The sequence below is a fragment of the Pectobacterium sp. CFBP8739 genome (genome assembly GCF_013449375.1).
In the GTDB taxonomy this organism is placed as follows: Bacteria; Pseudomonadota; Gammaproteobacteria; order Enterobacterales; family Enterobacteriaceae; genus Pectobacterium.
On sequence record NZ_JACDRR010000006.1, the window covers coordinates 176903 to 199265 of the forward strand.

General features: G+C 54.0%; 18 protein-coding genes and 2 pseudogenes. 11 read left to right on the forward strand and 9 right to left on the reverse strand.

The window, feature by feature from the left end; genetic code table 11:
- Window positions 1–169: 169 nt before the first annotated feature.
- The 4 genes from H0247_RS05210 to H0247_RS05225 are packed head-to-tail and all read right to left on the reverse strand — an operon-like array spanning window position 170 to window position 4793.
- Window positions 170–1993 carry a metallophosphoesterase gene (locus tag H0247_RS05210; RefSeq protein WP_180741580.1) on the reverse strand — a complete coding sequence of 608 codons (1824 nt, stop codon included), beginning with the start codon at window positions 1991–1993 and terminating at the stop codon, window positions 170–172.
- 42 nt (window positions 1994–2035) lie between these two features.
- Entirely contained in the window at window positions 2036–2941 is a 906-nt protein-coding gene (locus H0247_RS05215) for a BadF/BadG/BcrA/BcrD ATPase family protein (RefSeq protein ID WP_180741581.1), read from the reverse strand.
- Window positions 2938–3489, reverse strand: coding sequence for a glucosamine kinase (locus tag H0247_RS05220; RefSeq protein ID WP_180741582.1), 552 nt, complete (start codon window positions 3487–3489; stop codon window positions 2938–2940). The genes H0247_RS05215 and H0247_RS05220 overlap by 4 nt, the downstream gene beginning before the upstream one ends.
- Window positions 3486–4793, reverse strand: a complete 1308-nt coding sequence (locus H0247_RS05225; RefSeq protein WP_180741583.1) for an ABC transporter substrate-binding protein — start codon at window positions 4791–4793, stop codon at window positions 3486–3488. Before H0247_RS05225 ends, H0247_RS05220 begins: the two co-directional genes overlap by 4 nt.
- 453 nt (window positions 4794–5246) lie before the next feature.
- Here H0247_RS05225 and H0247_RS05230 point away from each other — a divergent pair, with 453 nt between their 5' ends.
- Genes H0247_RS05230 through H0247_RS05255 form a run of 6 tightly spaced genes read left to right on the forward strand, consistent with a single transcriptional unit; the run spans window position 5247 to window position 13034 of the window.
- Window positions 5247–7709 (forward strand): hypothetical protein, encoded by a 2463-nt coding sequence (locus H0247_RS05230; RefSeq protein ID WP_180741584.1) that lies wholly within the window; start codon window positions 5247–5249, stop codon window positions 7707–7709.
- A 1-nt stretch (window position 7710) separates the two neighbouring features.
- The gene (locus tag H0247_RS05235; protein ID WP_180741585.1) at window positions 7711–8817 is read left to right on the forward strand and encodes a glycoside hydrolase family 105 protein; all 1107 of its coding nucleotides are present in this window, start codon (window positions 7711–7713) and stop codon (window positions 8815–8817) included.
- Between the two features lie 2 nt (window positions 8818–8819).
- Window positions 8820–9911, forward strand: a complete 1092-nt coding sequence (locus H0247_RS05240; RefSeq protein ID WP_180741586.1) for an ABC transporter ATP-binding protein — start codon at window positions 8820–8822, stop codon at window positions 9909–9911.
- Window positions 9912–9934: 23 nt separating this feature from the next.
- Window positions 9935–10930, forward strand: coding sequence for a carbohydrate ABC transporter permease (locus H0247_RS05245; RefSeq protein WP_180741587.1), 996 nt, complete (start codon window positions 9935–9937; stop codon window positions 10928–10930).
- Between the two features lie 11 nt (window positions 10931–10941).
- Window positions 10942–11994: a carbohydrate ABC transporter permease gene (locus tag H0247_RS05250; protein ID WP_219606630.1), complete on the forward strand. Its 1053-nt coding sequence runs from the start codon at window positions 10942–10944 to the stop codon at window positions 11992–11994.
- Complete coding sequence (locus H0247_RS05255; protein WP_180741588.1) at window positions 11994–13034, forward strand: LacI family DNA-binding transcriptional regulator; 1041 nt, start codon at window positions 11994–11996, stop codon at window positions 13032–13034. Before H0247_RS05250 ends, H0247_RS05255 begins: the two co-directional genes overlap by 1 nt.
- 25 nt (window positions 13035–13059) lie before the next feature.
- Here H0247_RS05255 and H0247_RS05260 read toward each other — a convergent pair whose 3' ends face one another.
- Both H0247_RS05260 and ssb1 read right to left on the reverse strand, forming a co-directional pair.
- Complete coding sequence (locus tag H0247_RS05260; RefSeq protein ID WP_180741589.1) at window positions 13060–13551, reverse strand: hypothetical protein; 492 nt, start codon at window positions 13549–13551, stop codon at window positions 13060–13062.
- 85 nt (window positions 13552–13636) lie between these two features.
- Window positions 13637–14167, reverse strand: a complete 531-nt coding sequence (gene ssb1 / locus H0247_RS05265) for a single-stranded DNA-binding protein SSB1 (RefSeq protein WP_180741590.1) — start codon at window positions 14165–14167, stop codon at window positions 13637–13639.
- A 326-nt stretch (window positions 14168–14493) separates the two neighbouring features.
- Between ssb1 and uvrA the strand changes: the two genes are divergently transcribed.
- The 5 genes and pseudogenes from uvrA (at window position 14494) to H0247_RS05290 (ending at window position 19852) form a co-directional block, all read left to right on the forward strand.
- Window positions 14494–17328: an excinuclease ABC subunit UvrA gene (uvrA, locus tag H0247_RS05270; protein ID WP_180741591.1), complete on the forward strand. Its 2835-nt coding sequence runs from the start codon at window positions 14494–14496 to the stop codon at window positions 17326–17328.
- A gap of 15 nt (window positions 17329–17343) precedes the next feature.
- Window positions 17344–17763: a secondary thiamine-phosphate synthase enzyme YjbQ gene (locus tag H0247_RS05275; protein WP_180741592.1), complete on the forward strand. Its 420-nt coding sequence runs from the start codon at window positions 17344–17346 to the stop codon at window positions 17761–17763.
- 426 nt (window positions 17764–18189) lie between these two features.
- Window positions 18190–19046 (forward strand): annotated as a pseudogene (locus H0247_RS05280) (hypothetical protein).
- Window positions 19039–19446, forward strand: coding sequence for a DUF1240 domain-containing protein (locus tag H0247_RS05285; protein ID WP_180741593.1), 408 nt, complete (start codon window positions 19039–19041; stop codon window positions 19444–19446). The pseudogene H0247_RS05280 and the gene H0247_RS05285 overlap by 8 nt, the downstream one beginning before the upstream one ends.
- A 49-nt stretch (window positions 19447–19495) precedes the next feature.
- Window positions 19496–19852, forward strand: coding sequence for a DUF1240 domain-containing protein (locus tag H0247_RS05290; protein WP_180741724.1), 357 nt, complete (start codon window positions 19496–19498; stop codon window positions 19850–19852).
- A gap of 93 nt (window positions 19853–19945) precedes the next feature.
- Here the strand turns inward: H0247_RS05290 and tssD are convergent.
- The 3 genes and pseudogenes from tssD to H0247_RS05305 all read right to left on the reverse strand — a co-directional run.
- Window positions 19946–20182: pseudogene (gene tssD / locus H0247_RS05295) on the reverse strand (type VI secretion system tube protein TssD); the annotation flags it as partial.
- Between the two features lie 381 nt (window positions 20183–20563).
- Window positions 20564–21061 (reverse strand): M48 family metallopeptidase, encoded by a 498-nt coding sequence (locus H0247_RS05300; protein WP_180741594.1) that lies wholly within the window; start codon window positions 21059–21061, stop codon window positions 20564–20566.
- Window positions 21062–21144: 83 nt separating this feature from the next.
- Window positions 21145–22338 (reverse strand): aromatic amino acid transaminase, encoded by a 1194-nt coding sequence (locus tag H0247_RS05305; protein ID WP_180741595.1) that lies wholly within the window; start codon window positions 22336–22338, stop codon window positions 21145–21147.
- Window positions 22339–22363: the final 25 nt, after the last annotated feature.

Here is a 22363-nt window from a genome sequence, read left to right on the forward strand (position 1 = left end):
CGGCATAATTTCCGCCAAAAAGCCGAGGTTCATAGGGGGCTGGCGTAGCCCCCTATGTCGGGCGCGTGCTACGACGTAGCATGAAAAGAACAATGTTCGAAGCGCACGAAACGCTCTCGCATCTGCATAACCATAACCCATGTGACTAAAAGCCAATTCCATGAACACATCACACTGTGATGAAATTCCCCTGCATATCAACCACAAAGCGAGTTGCAGGCTCATCGTTGATGTAACCGGCGAGGATTTTTAGCATTAGGCCGAAGCGGTATTGCAGGCTGTCCGGCGGTAGCGTAGCTGTTGGCGTGTAGGCCGCCAGCAGGGCGCGGTACTGCTTCACCCGCGCTGCCGGAATATCCTGCCAGGCGAGATCGCTGCCGTTGCGCAGGCAATACCAGTCGGTCACCAGCGTGAGCAGTGAAATATCCTGTAACCCATCTGTGCCTGCTACCGCCTTTGGTTTGCGCTCAGCGGCGTCAGGCAGCGTTTTGGCGCTGAGTGGATCCTGCTGCTGGGCGATCCACAGCAGATCGCCGCAGTTCAGCGTATTGATGAGAGGCGATAAATCTTCCGGCCAGTCTTTCACCAGAAAACGCTGGCGTACCAGCAGCGCCAGATGATGGTGCAGGAAGTCGTAATAATCGCGGCTTTTCAGAATGTCGCCCAGCGGCTCACCGGTGCGCTCCAGCTCTTTCTGATAAAACGGGAACAGATGGTTGAACTGCGGCACGTTGCGCAGAACCAGCGTGTCGATATCGACGCGATCGCTATGCAGCGTCGCCAGTTTCATCGCGGGCGGGTAAGCGGCCAGCGACGGCACCGCCACATTCACTAGTGTCCCCTGTGAACCGCGATACACGCCAGTGTCATTGACGTGCAGGTGGCCGCTGAAGTGCAGGCGGATTCCAGCCGCCAGCGCCTGCTCGGCAACCTCCGGCCGTGGCGTGCGTTTAATGAAGCTGTTGCTGCCAAACAGCTGTTTTTCGTCCTCCACCGTGCCGTCGAGGAAATCGACCAGCGGATAGTGTGAGAACACCAGCAGCTTCTTATTCTGCGCTTTCGCCCGCTGTACCACCGATTTCACCCACGGCAGCATGAACGGTTTCTCGGTCAGCAAGGCGTTCCAGCCCGTGTTGCTGCTGGTGGAATAGCCTTCAATCCCTTCACGTTTCTCCGGGCCGTCTTTGACCTGATACACGTTGGCATCGATGGAAAGCAGCCACAGTCCCGCTTCCGGCTCCACCAGATAGGACGCGTCCACAATGTCCCACTGCTTGCTGCCGTCCGGTGAACGGGCGAGATACTGGCGTTTACTGAGTTCGTCACTGTCGCCAAACGGCGTTTCCCAGTGCAGGAAGTCGTCGCGTTTAAAGAAACCAAACGGCTTCATCAGCGGCAGGCCGCGTTCATAGCCGAGTGCCTGCATCTTAGCCGTGACAATCAGCGACTGCGCGTCGCCAAGCTTAACGCCGGGCTTGCTGCTCAGCATGGTGCTGCTGCCGTCGGCGTTGAGCATCCTTTGCCACGAATCATCGCCCTGTGGACGATTGACATCATGGTTGCCCGGCGTGGCGAAGAAGCGCATGCCGTGGCGCTGTTCATACTGCGTCAGGATGGCGGCAATGCCTTCAACGGTAGGCTGTTGGCCGTCATCTGAATAATCGCCGGACAGCACCACGTATTTCACCTGCTGTTTTGCCAGTTCGTCCAGCGCGGCGAGCAGCGCAAAGTAGGGCTCATTGAAGATACGGGTCGAATTCACCGAATCTTTCAGGGTGCGAATGGTCAGCTTCTTTCCGGTCTGCGCATCGGGCAGGCCGTCAAAATCGTAGTTGCCGTAGATATTGTGGACGTGGACATCCGAAATAATGGCAATGCGCAGCGGACTAGCGGGCGCTGCTGATTCGGCGTTAGCATGAAAAAAACCGCCAGCCAGCGTAATGGCGCTGCCAGCACCGAGCTTGACGAAGGTTCTGCGAGTGAGTGGTTCCATGATTAATCTCCATAGGTGGGGCTGCTGGTCGAACCCAAAGGACTAGCGGTATAACGCATAATCATGACAGGCAATCAATCGTGCGCCATCGAGCGCATCGCCCATCGGGGCGGCGAGGTGGGATTGCCACTCGTCTGGCAGCCAGGGCCGAATATGCAGGCCGATGCTGCCCATGAGCGACAGGCGAGGTGTTGCGTGGCGTGCCACGGCGGCCAATAGCAGGCTGATTTCGCTGGCTGTCTGCGCTAGCAGCGCATGAGAAACGGCATCGTCCTGCTGAGCGCAGTCAAATACGTGGCGGGCGAACTGTGCATAGTCGCCCGGTTTCGCCTGCTGGCTAAACGTCTGGAATGCCTCAAGCGTGTTGGCGGCTTGCGCGGGCGCTGTACTGGCGGAAAAGAAATCGTCGATACGCTGACTGAGCGCAGACGGCGCGCACCAGCCTTGCAGCACATTATAGGTGTGTTGCAACGCCGCCAGCCCGAGGCGTGCGCCGCTGCCCTGATCGGAAATCGGGAATTCATGGCCGCCGTAGGCGGTAATCGTCTGGTTCTGCCACGCCAGCCCGCAGGAGCCGGTTCCGGCAATGACCACGGCTGCGTCTTTCCCTTGATTAACGGCCAGACAGGCACCCAGCGCATCGGTGTTGAGCACCTGCGTCGCGTAAGGATGTGGCAACGCCAGAAACGCCTCGTAGGCGGCGCGGTGTTCTGCGCTGGCGAGTGCCAGCCCGACTTTCAGCTGGTATGCGTCATCCGGCGATAGCCCGCTGTGCTTCAACGCCTGCGTGATGGCATCGTCCACCGACTGGCGCACGCTTTCCACGCCGAGCAGCAGATTGGCACGACCGCCGTGTCCCTGACCGAGCGGCGTACCGTCGGCCTGATAAATACGTGCCCGACAGCCTGTGCCGCCGCCATCTACACCGGCATAGAACCATGTCGTCATGATGCGTGCGCTCCAGAATCCAGATAGGGAAGGCAGGCCACCGCCAGATCGCCGCTGAGGCTGACGGGTTCAGTCTGTGAGTCCGGCAGGTTGTTGAGCAGCAGAGCCAGCTCGCCAGCGCAGCGGGTCAGCAACTGCACCGACAGTGCATCCTGTGGATGCGCCAGCACAACGTGCCCGAGCGTGGTGTAATCAGCGGCCTGCGCCTGTTTTGACCAGTCGATGACCCGATCGACCTGTTTATTGAAGTGCAGGAACAGCGTGTCACTGAACGGCGTAAGTGGCGTGATGCCTTCCACGGCCTGAAGCATCTCCTGTACCGCCCACAGCCCCAGCCGCGACAGACTGGCCGGGGTGCCGATAGGAAAGCAGTCGCCGCCGCGACAGGTCAGAAGGCCGTCATGCCAGTGCAGCAGCCGGGTAAAGCCGCCAGTGACGAGCAAATAGCGATGTTGTCCCGGCCAGCGCTGTTCGCATATCGTGCTTTCGCTAATACGATCAAAGGGACGATCGCCATCGATGTCGATCGCCCTCAGTTGCCATTTCACGGTGCGTTTTTCCGCTGTTGTTGATTGGTCGCGATCGTTTCGTTGAGGCGCTTCACATCGTTTGACGTCAGGCGCAGATACTCATCAAACGACACCTGATCGTTCAGGTATTGGGTAAAGCGCGTCAGAATGATCGGGTACAGCTCGTTCGCACCCAGACTTTCCATACGTTCCCAATCAAAGACGTAAGACGGGATCTTTTTGATCTCTTCGCGCGCGGTGTTCAGGCCGTCGATCACGTGTTTATCTTTAGTCTGGTAGTGCAGATCGGTAATATCCGCGCCGACGATGATATTGAAGCGTTCGGCAATCTCACGTTGTAGCGGTTCGCTGCCCAGCCACTCCATGAATTCGGCGACTTCTTGCGGGTGCTTGGTGGTGGTAAACGGCATGATGAAGGTCGCACCGCCCATCGAGATGCATTTCTCTTTGCACGGCGCAGGCAGCACTTTCCAGTCAAAACCGTCGCCAATTTGCTTACTGAACTGGTTCAACAGCCAGTTGCCGGAGAAGTAGGTCACGATGTTGCCGTTCACGAAATCGTCCGCCATGCTCTTGTACTGACCACCGCCTGCTGCGCCCCACATTTCACGCGGGAATACGCCTTCATCCGACCAGCGTTTCAGATCTTTAATCCACTGTTGTGCGGCGGCGTCTGGGAAGTTGATCAGCCCGTCTTTATCGTAACGTGCGCCGTAAGAGTAAGCAGGGCCGGAGAAGCGGAAACCGCTGCGGTCGATGGTGAAGGGGATATGCACGCCGGTTTTTTCTGCGACCCGCTTCGAGGCTTTCATCAAGTCATCAATCGTGTAGCCCGGTTGTGGCAGGGGCACGCCCGCCTGTTCAAACAGTGTCACGTTAACGAACGGCAGATCGGCGGTCCAAGACGCGACAAAGCCCGGCAGCGCATCCGCTTTGTGCACGCCTTTCACGCGCATGATTTTTTCGATGCCAGCGCTGTAGCGTTTCTCAAAGGCGGCGGGGTCTTTCAGGTAAGGGCGCAAATCCAGCGTATAGCCGAGCAGCCCCATTTGCGTGGTTTTGGCAATATCCGGGCCTAAGCCCGCCGCCAACTGCATCGGCAACTGCGTTTGCAGCGCGTTATAGCCGGTGCTGACAAAATTCACATCAATGCGCTCATTGCTTTGGGAGAACGCTTTTACTTTCTGTTCCATGAAATGCACTAATTCGGGATCGTCGTCACTATATAAAAATGTTATTTGCGTTTTAGCGGCTAACACGCTGTTGCTGAATAACCCCAGTGCAAGGGCGGAAAAAAATAACGCGGTGTTGGAACGCATCATAAACCTCTCCGTTGATGAGCACATCTCATGTTTGATTAATGACGTAAATCCCCTGTCGCGGTTAACGGGGGTTATTTTCTTGCTGTGAGTTATTCCGTTTTCTTATTAATGCAAATTTGCATTCATCTGTCATTTTCATCATGCAATCATGGACAGAACCCTGATTGATTTATGTGAAGCAGGTTAAAGATATTTTAAATGTTGATTTAAATAAAGCATTTTTGTGATATTAGTCACATATATAAACGTGATAATCTTATTTATTAATGCGAAATGTCAATAAATGAATGCAAATGACAATTTTGTGCAAATTTGCATACTTATTGCGATATTACAGTGCAGTAAATGACTCGCTGCCCTAAATATTGGCAGCGTACGCACAGCGAAAGTGCAAATACGTGCAGCCATACATTTTCTTTATTTTATTTGTCAAAGCCGTAAACAGGATTCCGTATGAATATCGGTTGGAAATTAAAGAAGAACGGCGTCATTAATCGGTTTTTAATTACCGAATTGACGGAAAAACGTTATTTCGCCGAGCCGGATACGTTGCCGGATAAGGTGAATTACCGCTTTATTAACGGCTTTGTCGATGTCGGTGTGCTGCCCTGTCGCGTGCGTTTTTTGCAGGAAGAGGCAAAGCGTGAGGTGGCGCTGCCGGACGATTTACGTTTCCCGCTGATGTGGAGCGGCGGCGATGAAAGCCGCAGCGTGAATTTCAGCGATTTCTGGCCGTGTCCGGTGCACGTTCAGCGCTTTTCCCGCTGCGTGATTCACAGTGATAGCGCGCAGGCGGCACCCTTTACGCTCAGCACCTGCGGCGGCGTTACGCTGTGGCTGAACGGCGAGCCGATTACCCGCTTTACGCCCTTTACCCGCAATACCGAACAAACCTGTGCGATCACGCTGCCACTGAAAGCCGGGATGAACACGCTGGTGGTACATAGCGAAGAGCTGTGCGAGCGCGATACCGACTACCTGTTCAGCCTGTGCTATCAGGGGGACGACACGCTCTTCTGGCAGCTTGATGACGACGTGGCGCTCAGCGCACAGCTGGCCGCTCTGGATAGCTGGGTGAATGGGCTGACGCTGGAAAATAACCTGATCCAACCGCCTGTGCTGGTGCTCAATAGCGCGCAGCCGCTGCCGGAATCCGTGACGATGGCGCATCGCTTGATTGGCAACGTCAACGAATCCGTCCCCGCATGGCAGCAAAAACAAACGCTGCCTGTGGGTAATCTCGGCTGGCAGGTGGATCTGCCAGCGGTTCTGGTGGGTTACTACGATCTGGTCTGTGCCGCGACCTGCAATGGCGTTACGCTGACGCGAACGCTCAGTTTCGGGCGCTTGCCATCGCAAACGATGCCTGCGTTACCGACGCTGGCCGCGCGGCGTGAAGCGGTGCTGCGCCATACCGCGCTGCACGGCTTTGAGCGCCTCGGGCGGCTGCTGTCGATTGTCGCGACGGGCGAGGGCAGCAAGGCTGCTGCGCCGATTCTCAATAGCGCGCTGCAAAAGATCAGCCGCCGCGAAGACTGTGCCGATTTCCAGTTGGTGCCGCTGATTTGGCTGTGGCAGCGCTATCAGGGGCAGCAGTTGCCGCCGCAGGACTGGCGGCGCGTGCGCAGCGCGATTCTCGGTTTCCGCTACTGGGTTGATGAACCGGGCAACGACACCATGTGGTTCTGGAGCGAAAACCACTGCCTGTGCTTCCACGTTGCTCAGTATCTGGCCGGACAAAACCTCCCTGATGACACCTTCCCGTGCAGCGGTCGTCGCGGGCTGGAGCAGAAGACGATTGCCCACGAACGCCTGACGCGCTGGTTTGATTCCATTCTGGAACATGGGCTGGTGGAGTGGAATTCGGCGGCTTATTACCCCATCGACCTGATTGGGCTGGTGGCGCTGTACGAGCTGGCACAGGATGCCGATCTGCGCGAGAAATCCCGCGTGGTAATCGACCGCATCATGCTGATGACGGCGTGGGTACATCAGAACGGTGTCGCGGTTGGCACCATGGGACGCGCCTACGATAAAGAGCTGCGCTCCGGCATGTTGACCGAACTGTCTGGCCTGTGTGCGCTGATGTGGGGCGAGGGCTGGCTGATTCCGCACTGCGCCGCGCTGCCGCTGCTGTGCCTGAGCGACTATCAGCCGCCGGAAACGACGGATCGGATTGCGCACTGGTCACTGCCGCACGGGGCAGAAGCTCGCTGGGTGCAAGGGCTGAACCGCAGCGCCCGCATCATCGCCTGGAAGCAGCGCGATGTCGCCTTTTCTTCCGTTTTCGATCATCACCCCAGCCAGCTAGGACACCAGCAGCATCTGCTGGATGTGCGGCTAGGTACGCACTATGCCGCCCGCCTGTGGGTGAACCACCCCGGTGAGGATCGCCCTGACGGCGTACACCGTCCTTCTTACTGGGCGGGCAACGGACGTTTGCCGCACCTGATGCAGCATCGTAATCGGGCGCTGATGGTGTTCGATTTGCAACAGGATGTCCGCCCGTGGACACACCTCTATCTGCCGCAAACCGCACTGGATGACGTCATCGTTGAAGACGTCTGGTGCTTCGTACGCGGCGGCAATGGCTATGCCGCCTTCCATAATCCCGCCGGATTGCAGCCGTTTGCGAGCGCAGGCCAGCAGGCGGAAGGCGAACTACGGGTATATGGCGAGCAGAACGTGTGGTTCGTTGCCGTAGACAGCGGCGATGGTGCCGAAGGTTTCGTCGCATTCGTTGCCCGTTTCCGCGGGTGTTCGCTGATACAGGACCGTGACGGCGTACGTATCGACGATCCCGATTACGGCGAACTGGCCTTTAGCCACACGGCAGGATTCAGCGTGGCGCAGCAGCCTTTCATTTTTCCCGACGATGTCCCGGTCGTCCCGCAGTTCAACACAGGAAACCCATGACATGCAGACAGGTTCACTTAACCGACAACAAACCGAAGCGCTGTTGGCGCAGGTGGCGCGGGCATTTTGCCGCCTGAAAGCAATCGACAGCGTGACGCAGGACGACACGCCGGATGCCGGGCTGACGATTCAATTCGAAGAGTGGGACTGGGAAGTTGGCGTCGGGCTGTACGGCTTCTGGAAGTTGGCGCATTTGACGCAGGACGACACCATGCTGACGACGTTGGCGAACTGGTATCAGCAAAAGCTGGATGCCGGGCTGCCGCCGCGCCAGATCAACTCGACGGCACCGATGCTGGTGCTGGCCTTGCTGTGTCAGGACAAGCCGGATGCCCCTGCGCAGTGGCGTGAAACTGTGAGCGACTGGGCGGACTGGCTGCTGCACTCACTGCCGAAAACCGAGGACGGCGGCTTCCAACACACGGTGAAAGAGCGCCCGAACACCGGGCAGTTGTGGGATGACACGCTGTTCATGGCTGGCCTGTTTCTGGTGGTCGCGGGGAAATTGCTCTCTCGCCGCGATCTGATCGAAGAAGCGGAATACCAGTTGCTCACCCATGCGCGCTATCTGGCCGATGTGCGCAGTGGGCTGTGGTATCACGGCTGGACGTTCGTCGGTCGCCACCATTATGCCAATGCGTTCTGGGGACGCGGCAACGCCTGGATCACGCTGGTGCTGCCGGAAATGCGGGTGCTGGCGGACGATGCATTGTCCACGCCAGTTCTGCGCACGCTGGAAGCGATTCTGGAGCAGCAAACGACCACGCTGGCACGCTGTCAGCACGATTCTGGCCTGTGGCACACGCTGCTGGATGACCCAGATTCGCCGCTGGAGACCTCCGCCAGCGCGGGGTTCATCGCCGGTATTCTGACGGCACGTCGGCTGGGCATGTTGCGCGATTTCCCGCAGGACGTGCTGGAAAAAGGCTATGCCGCCGTGGTGGCGCAGATTGACGCACAGGGCGTGGTGCAGGGTGTCTCGGACGGCACGGCGATGGGACACGACTTACAGTTCTATCGCGATATTCCCAATGTTGCCGTGCCTTACGGGCAGGCGCTGGTCATGCTGATGTTATTGGCACAGTTAGATTCTGTTTGCGAGGGCTGACAATGGCGAGTCTGGAACTAAAAAACGTCCACAAAAGTTATGGTGCGGTGAACATCATCAAAGGCGTGGACTTAACGATTCATGACGGCGAATTCATGGTTTTTGTCGGCCCGTCGGGCTGTGGGAAATCCACGCTGCTACGCATGATTGCCGGACTGGAAGAAATCACCAGCGGTGAACTGTGGATCGACCAGCGCAAGGTGAATGACCTCACGCCAGCGGAGCGCAAGATTGCGATGGTGTTCCAGTCATACGCGCTCTATCCGCACCTGTCGGTACGTAAGAACCTCGCGTTTGGGCTGGAAAACCTGCACTTCCCTAAAGCGGAAATTAACAGCCGTATTGATGAAGCGGCGCGTATGTTGGGGCTGGAACCCTATCTGGATCGCAAGCCACGCGCGCTGTCGGGTGGGCAGCAACAGCGTGTTGCCATTGGTCGCGCCATCGTGCGTGAACCCGATCTGTTCCTGTTTGATGAGCCGCTCTCCAATCTGGACGCCAAGCTGCGCGTGCAGACGCGCGGCGAGCTGTCCCGTTTGCACCAGAAGCTGCGCACCACCATGATTTACGTGACCCATGATCAGGTGGAAGCGATGACGATGGCGCAGCGCATTGTGGTGCTGAACGCGGGGCGTATCGAGCAGGTTGGCACGCCGTTGGAACTGTTTAATCGGCCGAAAAACAAATTTGTCGCGGGCTTCATTGGCTCACCGCGCATGAACATGTTCCCCGCGCAGATCGTCGCCACTCGTGCGGACGGCGTCGAGGTACAGTGCCCGTCCGGCAATCGTCTGGCGCTGCCGTTTATTGGCACGGTCGGTCAGAACGTCACGCTCGGCATTCGTCCTTCACACTGTGAACTGGTAGAGGACGGCGAGGGCATGGCGCTGTGCGTCGATCGTTGCGAGATGATGGGGCATGAAACTTTCATCTACGGGCGAATGAGCGGCATTGATGATGAGATGATCGTCCATCTGGCGCAGCACCGCGAGTTCGCGGCGGGTGAATCGGTGTTCGTCCGCTTCCCGCCGACGTATTGCCATCTGTTCGACAGCAAAACGGATGACACATTACCGCGCTGTACCGAGCACTAACTATCGCGACGGGAGAGGACGACATGAAAAAAATTGCCTTACTGCCCGCAGGATCGCTGATCGATAAGCTGGTAACGCCAGTGGAAAAAGCGGTGAATCTGCTACAAAAACTCGGTGGTCGCAACGTGATGCCGTGGTTTTTTATCGCGCCGAATATGCTGCTGTTCGCCGTTTTTGTCTTTATTCCGATTCTGCTGGCGGTGTGCTATGCCTTTACCGGCGGCACCAATATCCTGCTGTGGGAGCGCCCTTACGTGGGCGTGGATAACTTTTCCACGCTGCTGAGCTGCGGCAATTATGCCGAGCCATCCACCTGTGAACAGGATCTGTTCTGGACTGGCGTCTACAACACGGTGTCGTTCACCTTTTTCAACGTGCTCTGCACGCTGCTGGTGGCGTTGGTGACGGCGCTGATCCTCAACCGCAAGATTATCGCCCGTGGCTTTTTCCGCGCCATGTTCTTCTATCCGGTGCTGCTGTCGCCGGTGGTGGTGGGCCTGATCTGGCAGTGGTTCCTGAACCGCAACGGCTTGCTGAATCTGGTGCTGTCGTCGCTGGGGGGACAGCCGATTACCTTCCTGCTCGACCCGACGCTGTCGCGCTTCTGGGTGGTGTTTGTCTCCGTCTGGTTTCACGTCGGGTTTTATACCCTGATCCTGCTGGCTGGATTGCAGGCGATCCCGCGTGATATTTATGAGGCTGCGGCGGTGGATGGCACCTCGCGCTGGCGTGGTTTCTATCGCCTGACGCTGCCGCTGCTGGCACCGAACATTCTGGTGGTGGTGATTCTGTTGACTATCAACAGCGTGCAGATCTTCGATGAAGCCTGGGTGCTCACCAACGGCGGCGGCCCTGGTACGGCCAACAGCTTTATCGTGCAGTACATCTACCAGACGGCCTTTTCGTCAAACGCGTCGCTCTACGGGCTGGCCTCGGCGGCCTCGGTGTTGATGGGCGTGGTGCTGATGATTCTGACGGCGTTGCAGTTCCTGCTGACGCGTCGGCTGGAAGGGAAATAATAACGGGAGCCATGATGAAAATAATCGCATTTCTCACCCGTACCCGTCATCCGGGGCGCATTCATATTACGGATATCATGAGCTGGGTCTGGCTGGTGGTCGGCACGCTGCTGGTGCTGATTCCGGTGATGTGGGCGGCGATGTCGTCGTTCAAAACCCCCGCGGAGATCAACCGTTTTCCACCGAGTTTTCTACCGCAGGCGGCGGATACCGTCACGCTGCCAGAGTACCCGAAGCCGCTGGAGCTGTGGCAGGTTAAGCAGGACGACGGCGAAGCGAAAACCATGGCGCTGGTGCGACGCATCGGCCTGATCGCACAGTTGGTTAACCCGGATGCGCCGAGTGAGGTGGTACGTGTGCCGACCAAAGATCTGGTGCCGATGAAAGCGCTGCATCTGGAGATGGATAACTACGCCACGCCGCTGACGAAGTTCCATTTCACGACGTACCTGAAAAACACGGTATTCGTAACGGTTATGGCGACGCTGCTGACGCTGTTGCTCAGTTCGATGGCTGCCTTTGCGCTATCGAAATACGAGTTTCGCGGGCGCGGTACGGTGCTGACGTTGTTTCTCTCCACCATGATGATTCCGCTGTCGGTGGTGATGGTGCCGACGTTTCTGGTGGTGATTGGTCTGAACATGGGCGATAACCTGTGGGGCGTGATTATTCCCACGGTGGCGACACCGACCGGCGTATTCCTGTTGCGGCAATATATGCTGACGATCCCCGATGAGCTGATCGAGGCGGCGCGTATCGATGCCGCCAGCGAGTTCCGTATTTACTGGAAGATCATCCTGCCGTTAACCGCACCCGCGCTGGCGGTGCTGGCGATCTTTTCGGTGATCTGGCGCTGGAACGATTTCCTCTGGCCGTTGATCGTCCTCTCCAGTCAGGATAATTTTACGCTGCAAATTGGCCTGAATGCGTTTCAGGGGCAGTTCTCGGTGCAGTGGCATTATATACTGGCGATGACGATGCTCTCGCTTCTGCCGGTGACGGCGGTGTTCGTCTTCCTACAAAAATACATCACGACGGGGATTGCCAACACGGGGATGAAATAATGGCGACACTCAAGGATATTGCTGACCGCGCGGGGGTTTCCATCAGCACGGTTTCCCGTGCGCTGAACGGCACGGCGCCGATCAGTGCCAAAGTCAGGCAGCACATTATGGCGATCGCCACCGAACAGGGCTATCCGCTGCATAAAGTGGCCAAAGCGACCGTCACGCAGACGGAACCACTGCGCCACATTCTGCTCGCGACGCCGCGTAATCTAATGTTGGAGAGCGAATACAATCTGGTGTCGCTGACGCTGATTAATGCCCTGAAAACGCTCTGTCTGCAACGAAACATCCAACTGCGTCCGTTTTTGGGGGAGCACGACACCATTAACGAACAGCAGTTGCTGCGTGAGCTTCAGGGCGGAAAAGAGAGCGGCATTCTGATTGTGAATGACGATCACCCGACGCTGCTGAACGCTGTCGCGGAAAGCGGCATTCCGGCCGTGCTGATCAACGGTGAAGATCCCTCAATGCGGCTGAGCAGCGTCACGCCCGCTAACCACTATGCGGCAGCCGCGGCGGTGCGTTACCTGATCGAGCAAGGGCATACGCGGATCCTGCACCTGACCTGGACGTCGCGTATGACGATCAAACAGCGCGAGCGAGGCTATCGGGATGCGCTCATGCAGGCGGGGATTGCGGTGGATGAGGATCTGATCCTCTCGCTGCCGGATTTCCATCCGCGTACCGCGCGTGATGCACTGCTGCGCTGGCTGACGGCTAACCCCGACAGGCTGGGCGTCACTGCGATCTTCTGCGCGGCGGATAATCAGGCTATCGGCGTGATTGATGCGTTGTATCAGCACGGACTGCGGGTGCCGGAAGACATTTCGGTGATGGGAATGGACGACATCCTGCCGTTCGACATGCTGCCGGTTTCGCTCACCACGGTGCATTTGCCATTTGAGACCATCGCCCGCGCCGCGCTACAGCTGCTGGCGCAGCAAATGACGCCCTCACAGGCGCTGGGTATCGCCCAGCGTACTGAACTGGCTGGGCAGGTGGTGGTTAGGGAATCGGTGCGGCGGGTGGGGGAATGACGAAAGAATTATATCGATGAGAATATTATTTCATGCCAAAATTAAGTGGTGGCAATTCGCCATGAATCTCCAGATAATTTCTGATGAGTTCATGTTCTAACGTTTTTGGCGATTTTTCGTTATCTGGTGTGGATAAATAAAAATCGATAACGATTTCATCTTGATGTTTATTGTGGGCAAGAAAGTGCATTATTCTCACATTGGTTTTTTGTGATCTGATCTTAAGCTGTTCATATAAGTTGACATCGGGAAGGGTCATGTCCGATTGATGGTTGTAGTTCTTGAAACGTCCTTTAAAGCTATCTGTTGTACAACCTATTTTTAATATAGGGCTGGCTTTGATAAACCGAGGAATAGAATAGTCCAAGTATCGGATAACATATGCTCCTACTCCATCTGGAAACTCAGAGATATCAATTTTTTTCCTTTCTTGAGTCTGGCTGCTTCTTCCCCCGCTATTTTGGATAAGAATAAGTGGGAGTGTATGTATTGGAGTGAGGCTATTGTTTATGTTCATTGTTTTTTGCATCTTCTATAAAAAGAAAAGCCCCGACTCACGGGGCTTACAGACTTGAACTTTACAAATAACTCTAAGGTCAATCTCAGAACGGAATGTCGTCGTCGAAATCCATTGGCGGTTCGTTGCTTTGTGCTGGAGCGCTGTTCTGTGCCGGACGCTGTTGAGATTGCGCGCCGCCGCTGAACTGATTGCCACCCTGCGGCTGCTGAGGTTGACCCCAACCGCCTTGTTGCTGAGCGCCACCTGCTGGTGCGCCTCCGCCCTGGCGTCCACCCAGCATCTGCATGGTGCCGCCGACGTTAACGACGACTTCGGTGGTGTAGCGCTCTACGCCAGCCTGGTCGGCCCATTTACGGGTTTGCAGTGCGCCTTCAATGTAGACCTGAGAGCCTTTACGCAGGTATTCGCCTGCGACTTCTGCCAATTTGCCGAACAGCACGACACGGTGCCATTCGGTCTTCTCTTTCTGCTCACCGGTTTGCTTGTCACGCCAGCTTTCTGACGTCGCCAGCGTGATGTTGGCAACTGCACCACCATTCGGCATATAGCGGACTTCCGGGTCTTGACCCAGATTCCCGACAAGAATCACTTTATTAACGCCTCTGCTGGCCATGCTCGTCTCCTGATGAATCGGTAGATTTATTTTCTAAGTCTAAACGATCAATCTTACCATGTGGAAAACTCTCTGTCATACCTGCGAAATGGCTTCAGAAATGAAAGTAAGATTTGCAACGTTTGCAAAGTAAACGGGTTTAATACTGGATATCCATTCAGCTTTTTTTATGGCAAGCTATCCCTGCTTGCCACCCTATCTTGCCGTCGCAAGCGACGTTAAAAAACGCGTCCGGCGTTTTTTTTATGCCATAATTGCTCGTTTCGTACCGGTTCTCTCCCTTCGAGAGGCGATGACAAACCGTTTTTATTCCGGGAAGTGTGTGAATGGATAAGATCGAAGTTCGTGGTGCTCGTACCCACAATCTCAAGAATATCAACCTGATAATCCCTCGTGACAAGCTGATCGTAATCACCGGTTTGTCGGGCTCGGGTAAGTCATCGCTGGCGTTTGACACGCTGTATGCCGAAGGGCAGCGGCGCTATGTGGAATCTCTCTCCGCCTACGCTCGTCAGTTTTTGTCGCTGATGGAAAAACCGGACGTCGATCATATAGAAGGGCTGTCGCCCGCCATCTCTATCGAACAGAAATCCACCTCGCATAACCCGCGTTCTACGGTCGGGACGATTACCGAAATTCATGACTACCTGCGTTTGCTGTTTGCTCGCGTGGGGGAACCGCGCTGCCCGGATCACGATGTGCCGCTGGATGCACAGACGGTCAGCCAGATGGTAGACAACGTACTGGCACAGCCGGAAGGCAAGCGCCTGATGCTGCTGGCGCCGATTGTGAAAGATCGCAAAGGCGAACACAGCAAGACGCTGGAAAACTTGGCGTCACAGGGCTATATCCGCGCCCGTATCGATGGAGAAGTGTGCGATCTGTCCGATCCGCCGAAGCTGGAATTACAGAAAAAGCACACCATCGAAGTCGTCGTTGACCGGTTTAAAGTGCGCGACGATTTGGCGCAGCGGCTGGCAGAGTCGTTTGAAACCGCGCTGGATCTGTCCGGTGGTAGCGTGGTGGTGGCGGATATGGACGATCCGACGCAGCCAGAACTGCTGTTCTCGGCGAACTTTGCCTGCCCGGTGTGTGGCTACAGCATGCATGAGCTGGAACCGCGCATGTTCTCGTTCAACAACCCAGCGGGCGCGTGCCCAAGCTGTGATGGTCTGGGTGTGCAGCAGTTCTTCGATCCGGCTCGCGTGGTGCAAAACGCTGAGCTGTCGCTGGCTGGCGGCGCGATTCGCGGCTGGGATCGCCGTAACTTCTACTATTTCCAAATGCTGCGCTCACTGGCGGAGCACTACAAATTTGACGTCGATGCCCCGTTTGAAAGCCTAAGTGCGGCAGTTCAGAAAGTCATTCTGTACGGCTCCGGTAAAGAGAACGTCGAATTCAAATATATCAACGATCGCGGCGATACCTCGGTACGCCGCCATCCGTTCGAAGGCGTGTTGCACAACATGGAACGCCGTTATAAAGAGACGGAATCCACGGCGGTGCGCGAAGAGCTGGCGAAATTCATTAGCAACCGTTCTTGCGCCAGCTGCGGCGGAACGCGCCTGCGTGAAGAAGCGCGCAACGTGTTTGTTGAACAGACGACACTGCCGCAGATTTCCGATATGAGCATCGGCCATGCGATGACATTCTTCCAGAATATGAAGCTCAGCGGGCAACGCGCCCAAATCGCCGAGAAAGTGCTGAAAGAGATTGGCGATCGGCTGAAGTTTCTGGTGAATGTCGGGCTGAACTATTTGTCGCTCTCCCGTTCGGCGGAAACGCTGTCCGGCGGCGAGGCGCAGCGCATTCGTCTGGCGAGCCAGATCGGTGCCGGGCTGGTTGGCGTGATGTACGTGTTGGATGAGCCATCCATCGGCCTGCATCAGCGTGACAATGAGCGCCTGCTGGAAACCCTGATTCATCTGCGTAATCTGGGCAATACCGTCATTGTGGTTGAGCATGATGAAGACGCGATTCGCGCCGCTGATCATGTGATTGATATCGGTCCCGGTGCGGGCGTGCACGGTGGACAGATTGTTGCAGAAGGCACGATGGAAGAGATCATGGCAGTGCCGGATTCGTTGACGGGGCAGTTCCTCAGCGGCAAACGCAAGATTGACATCCCGAAACAGCGTGTGCCTGCGGATCCCACCAAAGTGCTCAAGCTGATTGGCGCGAAAGGCAATAACCTGAAAGACGTCACGCTGACGCTACCGGTTGGGCTATTTACCTGCATCACCGGCGTGTCGGGATCGGGCAAATCCACCCTCATCAACGATACCTTGTTCCCACTGGCGCAGCGTCAGTTGAATGGCGCGACGCTGGCGGAACCCGCTGCTCACCGCGAGATCCAGGGACTGGAGCATTTCGACAAGGTGATCGATATCGATCAAAGCCCGATTGGCCGCACGCCGCGTTCTAACCCAGCCACCTATACCGGTATTTTCACGCCGATTCGTGAGCTGTTTGCTGGCGTGCCGGAAGCCCGTACCCGTGGCTACAATCCTGGCCGTTTCAGTTTTAACGTGCGCGGCGGACGCTGCGAAGCCTGTCAGGGCGACGGTGTGATTAAGGTCGAAATGCACTTCCTGCCGGATGTTTATGTGCCGTGCGACCAGTGCAAAGGCAAGCGCTATAACCGTGAAACGCTGGAAATTCAATACAAAGGAAAAGGCATTCATGAAGTGCTGGATATGACCATCGAAGAAGCGCGAGAGTTCTTTGATGCCATTCCGGCGCTGGCGCGGAAACTGCAAACGCTGATCGACGTCGGCCTGTCCTACATTCGCCTTGGGCAGTCGGCCACCACGCTGTCCGGCGGGGAAGCGCAGCGTGTGAAACTGTCGCGCGAGCTGTCGAAACGTGGCACTGGGCAGACGCTGTATATTCTCGACGAACCTACAACCGGCCTGCACTTTGCCGATATTCAGCAGCTTCTTACCGTTCTGCATCAGCTACGCGATCAGGGCAATACCATCGTGGTGATTGAACACAATCTGGATGTGATTAAAACGGCAGACTGGATTGTCGACTTAGGGCCGGAAGGCGGCAGCGGCGGCGGGGAAATTCTGGTCTCCGGCACGCCGGAAACGGTGGCGGAGTGCGAACAGTCTCACACTGCGCGCTTCCTGCGACCGATTCTGGCACGTGAAGCCTGATAGCAGGAGGCGGCAATGTGGACGCAATATGAAATCCGCCTGAAGCCGAAAAGCAGAGGCTTCCATCTGGTGACCGACGAAATACTGGCGCAGGTTACTGGACTGCGCCAGATAAATGTTGGGCTGATGCAGGTGTTCATCAAGCACACCTCGGCGGCGCTAACGATTAATGAGAATGCCGACCCTACGGTGCGGCAGGATTTCGAGAGTTTCTTTAATCGCTTAGTGCCGGAGGATGAACCGTACTACCGCCATACGTATGAAGGTAGCGACGACATGCCCGCGCACCTGAAAGGTAGCCTGCTCGGAAACAGCCTGACAATCCCCATCACCAACGGACGCCTGAACATCGGCACCTGGCAGGGCATCTACCTGTGCGAACACCGCAACCACGGCGGCAGCCGCTCGCTGGTAGTCACGCTCAACGGGGAATAGTCCAGCGACGCATCCCGATAAATACCGAACTGCCTGTGCGGCAGTGAACGCTGAATTGATCGCCTCAGACTTGGCCGTAGCTTTCTAAGCTGCCGTGTAGGCAGCTTAGAAATGATAGCTGCCGCCGTCAGTGGCCACATCGATCGTTCACTGCCGGACAGGTAGTTCATCCACGTTCTTAAACGCTGTGGTCTGGCTATTATCGAGGTAGCACTATCGGCAGGTTTTGATGCGTTATCGCCTTTAAATAACGTATTTTTGATTCCCCTTTCTCGTAACATTTTTAAGTAACGGGTTTCTTTATGGGGAATGAAAAATTGCGGATTGAACGTTATTAACATTTAAAAATCATCATTTTTCCGTTAAAGTGGCCTTACAGGGAAATAGTTCGTTGGCTTAAGTCAAATTCAAGGGAGTGAGGTGACTGTGAAATACGATCCGGTTTTAAAAACGTTTGTGGATGATGACTATCGGTTAGAGGATCATCTTGATTTCAAAAAGCAGCATGCAGATATTAATTATCAGAAATTACATGCTCAACTCAATGAAATAAATAACGATAACATTCATGCCATATTGACTGCGCAGGAAGCGACGTATTTTTTAAAGACGTTATGTACGCCCAATCCTCATGACTCTTGGAAAACAGCAATATTTGGCTGCACTGATCCGGTTTCATCGTTTGCTGGAAATATTGCAGAAGCGGTATCTGTAAGCAAAATCGTGATGGAGATGAGAGGGTTTGGCGTAACGGCAACGGAATATGTCGGAAAAAATGGTAGCAAATACATAAAACTGTCTGGTTATCCGGGAGTAAGAAAATATTTAGATGCCACCCGATATTTAGTCGGTAACCAAAAAATACTCGATATGGAGATTGGTACGAAAGGCATTGAAAGCGGTATTGCGACTGGAGCAAGGTTCTGTATTGTATTTTCAGGCGCTTATCGAGCCATTGAGTTGATGGTGAAAGACGAATACGCACTAACCGATTTTTTTGTTAATTTAACGATGGATGCGGCAAAACTGGCTATATCGGTTGGGGTTGCTTGGGGAGCAAAAATAGCAGCTACTGGGCTTATGGTTGCAGGAGGTAGTGTTATTGCTATTTCTTTTGGTATATTTATATTGGGATTAGGTATCAGTTTTGCGTTACTTTGGTTGGATAACGAATATAAAATAAGTGAGACGATAATAAAAAATTTAAAATCACATAAAAACAATATACCCCATACCATCCCGATCAATTCTTTCATGCTTGGGGGAGGTACAGCCGTGGTTAAGGTAAACAGGCCATTAGTTGGCGCTTTTGCAGTTTTTCTTTTTTGTATTTCATGTTTTATTAGCTGGATTTCCTTCAATGGATATTTGAGTTTTTTACAAAAAAGTGATGTGATCATTTTTTCATGGAAACTTGGTTTAATGGTGTTTGGATCACCTTTGTTGTTTTATTTTTCATATTTGGCATTTTATTCAGCTATAAAAAATGAAGTACCTAAAATGAATAATAAACTAGCTAACTCATTAGCTATTGTGACTATATTTGGTGCGGTTGTTAGTTTTTTTTCATCAATTTATATATCATATAATCTTAATGATCAAGATTATAAAATCTGTCCTAATAACTCATGGATATCTCCCAGTAAGTATGTGAAAGATATTTCTCTTTGTGATGAATGGTAAACAATTACCTGATGATTTTTTATTTTTTAAGCTTAGGGTGGATATATTCTTGGTCAAGATAAATAGGCCATTAGTTGGCGCTTTTGCAGTTTTTATTTTTCTATTGACATGCTTTACTGGTTGGTTTTCTTTTAATTCATATTTGGATGTTTTACAGTTAAACGATGTGATCGTGTTTTCATGGAAGGTTGGGTTAATGGTATTTGGTTCTCCTTTGCTATTCTATTTCTCGTATTTAGGGTTTTATATGGCAATAAAAAACAAACCTATAGGAATGCATGGAATATTTGCAAATGTGTGCGGTTATTTGTTTTTTATTGGTGTTGTTATTAGTTTTGTTGCATCTATGTACATATCTTTTAACTTTAGAAGTTATGGTTATGAAATATGTCCGAAAATATCATGAATGGATCCCAATAAGTATGTAAAAAATATCGCTCTTTGTAATGAATAACAAGCACACCTGATAAGATGCGCTTGTTATCAAAGGTCATAAATCTTAGAGACTCATTTCCTCCCAAATGCTGTAACCCGAGGTTCCTGCGATTTTGTGGTTCCATGCGATGGTTTTATATTTTAGCTGGACTTTTTCATACGGCATGATGTCGTTGTTATCGATGACGTGTGGATAGACACAGGTGACGTCGACAATACTTGCATCGGTTAAGGTGACTTCATAATAAAGCTCTAGCTGCCCAGCGGAATTGACGCGGTAAAAATAAAATGTCACATCGACATATAAATCAGCGAGATCGTGATTTATGCCCGCAGACCGAAGGTTTCGTGCGCGTTGACGAATGCGATTATTTGCAACGTGAGTCGCATGCGCCCGACACGGGGTGTTCAATCGCCATCACCCCGTGGCCCCTGGCTTCTCGCGGGAAATACCGCCTCTTCGCGGTGCCTTCGGCGATCGACTCCGCAGTCGGGCCGCCAGCGACGCGTTCCCGACGCGGCGCTGACTTTCGCGGCGTCCTGCCGCTCACCCGGCGGTTTCGTTCACCTCAGCGTTATTTTTACGCGATATGAAATAATAAAAATCAACGTATTAAAATAAAATCACATTTACTCTGTTTTTCTGACTAACCCGCTTTCCCTTTTGCAGGGAACGTAGATCCTAACCCGCACTTATTTCTCGCCAGTTGAGCCAGAGTCGCATATCAAATTCCAGCTGGTGATAATCAGAATCCATGTGGCAACAAAGTTGGTAGAAAGCCTTGTTGTGGTCTTTTTCTTTGAGGTGGGCGAGTTCGTGTATCACGATCATCCGCAGGAAATCTTCCGGCCCATCACGAAATAGCGTCGCTATTCGGATTTCGTTATTGGATTTTAATTTTCCGCCCTGTACGCGTGCTACAAAGGTATTAGTTCCCAGCGTTCCTTTTATCGGATTCTGTTTGTTGTCGTAGAGCACCTTTGATATTGCGGGGGCGTTTTTCAGATAGCGTTGTTTCAGCTCGGCGACAAACTGATAGAGCGATTTGTCACTCTGGATCGGATGGCGGTCAGGGTATTTTTTTTCCAGCCAGGGGCCAAGTTTGCCTTGATCGAGGAGCGTTTGAACTTGGGCAACAATCGCCGGAGGGTAACCGTTCAGGTAGCGTAGTTGGGTCATGAAATTTTTATCACACAAGCCACTGAGTTAAGCGAGTTCACAACGGTGAGTCGGTTAACCCCGTGGCGTTGTCATTTTACGATTTACTGAATCGCGGCGAAGGCCGCAGCGACGCGTTGGACGTTGCTGTGGTTCAGCCCCGCCATACACATACGACCACTGGCGATCAGGTAGACGCCGAATTCTTCACGCAGACGATCCACCTGTTCTGGGCTGAATCCGGTGTAGCTGAACATGCCGCGCTGAGTGAGCAGGTAGTCGAAGTTGCGGTTAGGCAGCGCGTTTTTCAGTGCCGACACCAGCTCCTGACGCATGCTCAGAATGCGGGTGCGCATCTCTTCGACTTCCGCTTTCCAGTCAGCGTTCAACTGTGCGTCGTTCAGGACTTTAGAAACCACCTGTGCGCCGAAATTCGGCGGGGAAGAGTAGTTGCGGCGGACGGTCGCTTTTAACTGACCCAGCACGCGCTGTGCGCTGTCGGCATCGTCACACACCACGGAAAGGCCGCCGACGCGCTCGCTATACAGTGAGAAAATTTTGGAGAACGAGTTGGCGATGAGTGCCGGAACGCCCGCGCTGGCAACGGCGCGAATCGCATAGGCATCCTGTTCGATTCCGAGGCCAAAGCCTTGATAGGCGATGTCCATAAACGGAATCAGCTCACGCTGGATGATGACCTCAATGACGCGATCCCACTGCTCGGTGGTGAGGTCTGACCCTGTTGGGTTGTGGCAGCACGGGTGCAGCAGCACGATGCTGCGCGCTGGCAGCGTTTGCAGCGTGGCAAGCATGGCGTCAAATTTCACGCCCAGGCTTTCGCCATCGAAATACGGGTAGGTGTGAACGTTAAAGCCCGCGCCCTCAAAAATCGCAATATGGTTTTCCCATGTTGGATCGCTGACCCATACTTCTGAATCCGGGAAGTAACGTTTCAGGAAATCCGCACCCACTTTCAGCGCACCGGAACCGCCCAACGTTTGGATGGTGGCGATGCGACCCGCTTCCAGCGCCGCGTGGTTTTCACCAAATAACAGGTGTTGGATCGCAGTACGGTAAGGCTGTAACCCTTCCATCGGCAGATAAGAGCTTGCGCTCTGCGCTGGCTGTTTCAGGCTACTTTCTGCCGCGCTGACGGAGCGCAGCTGCGGGATAATATTCTGCTCGTTGTAGTAGAGCCCGATACTTAAATTGATCTTATCTGCTCTTGGATCCTGTTTGAATTTTTCCATCAGAGACAGGATAGGATCTCCGGCATAGGTATCAACGTTTTGAAACACAGTATAGCTCTCCTGAGTGTGTCAT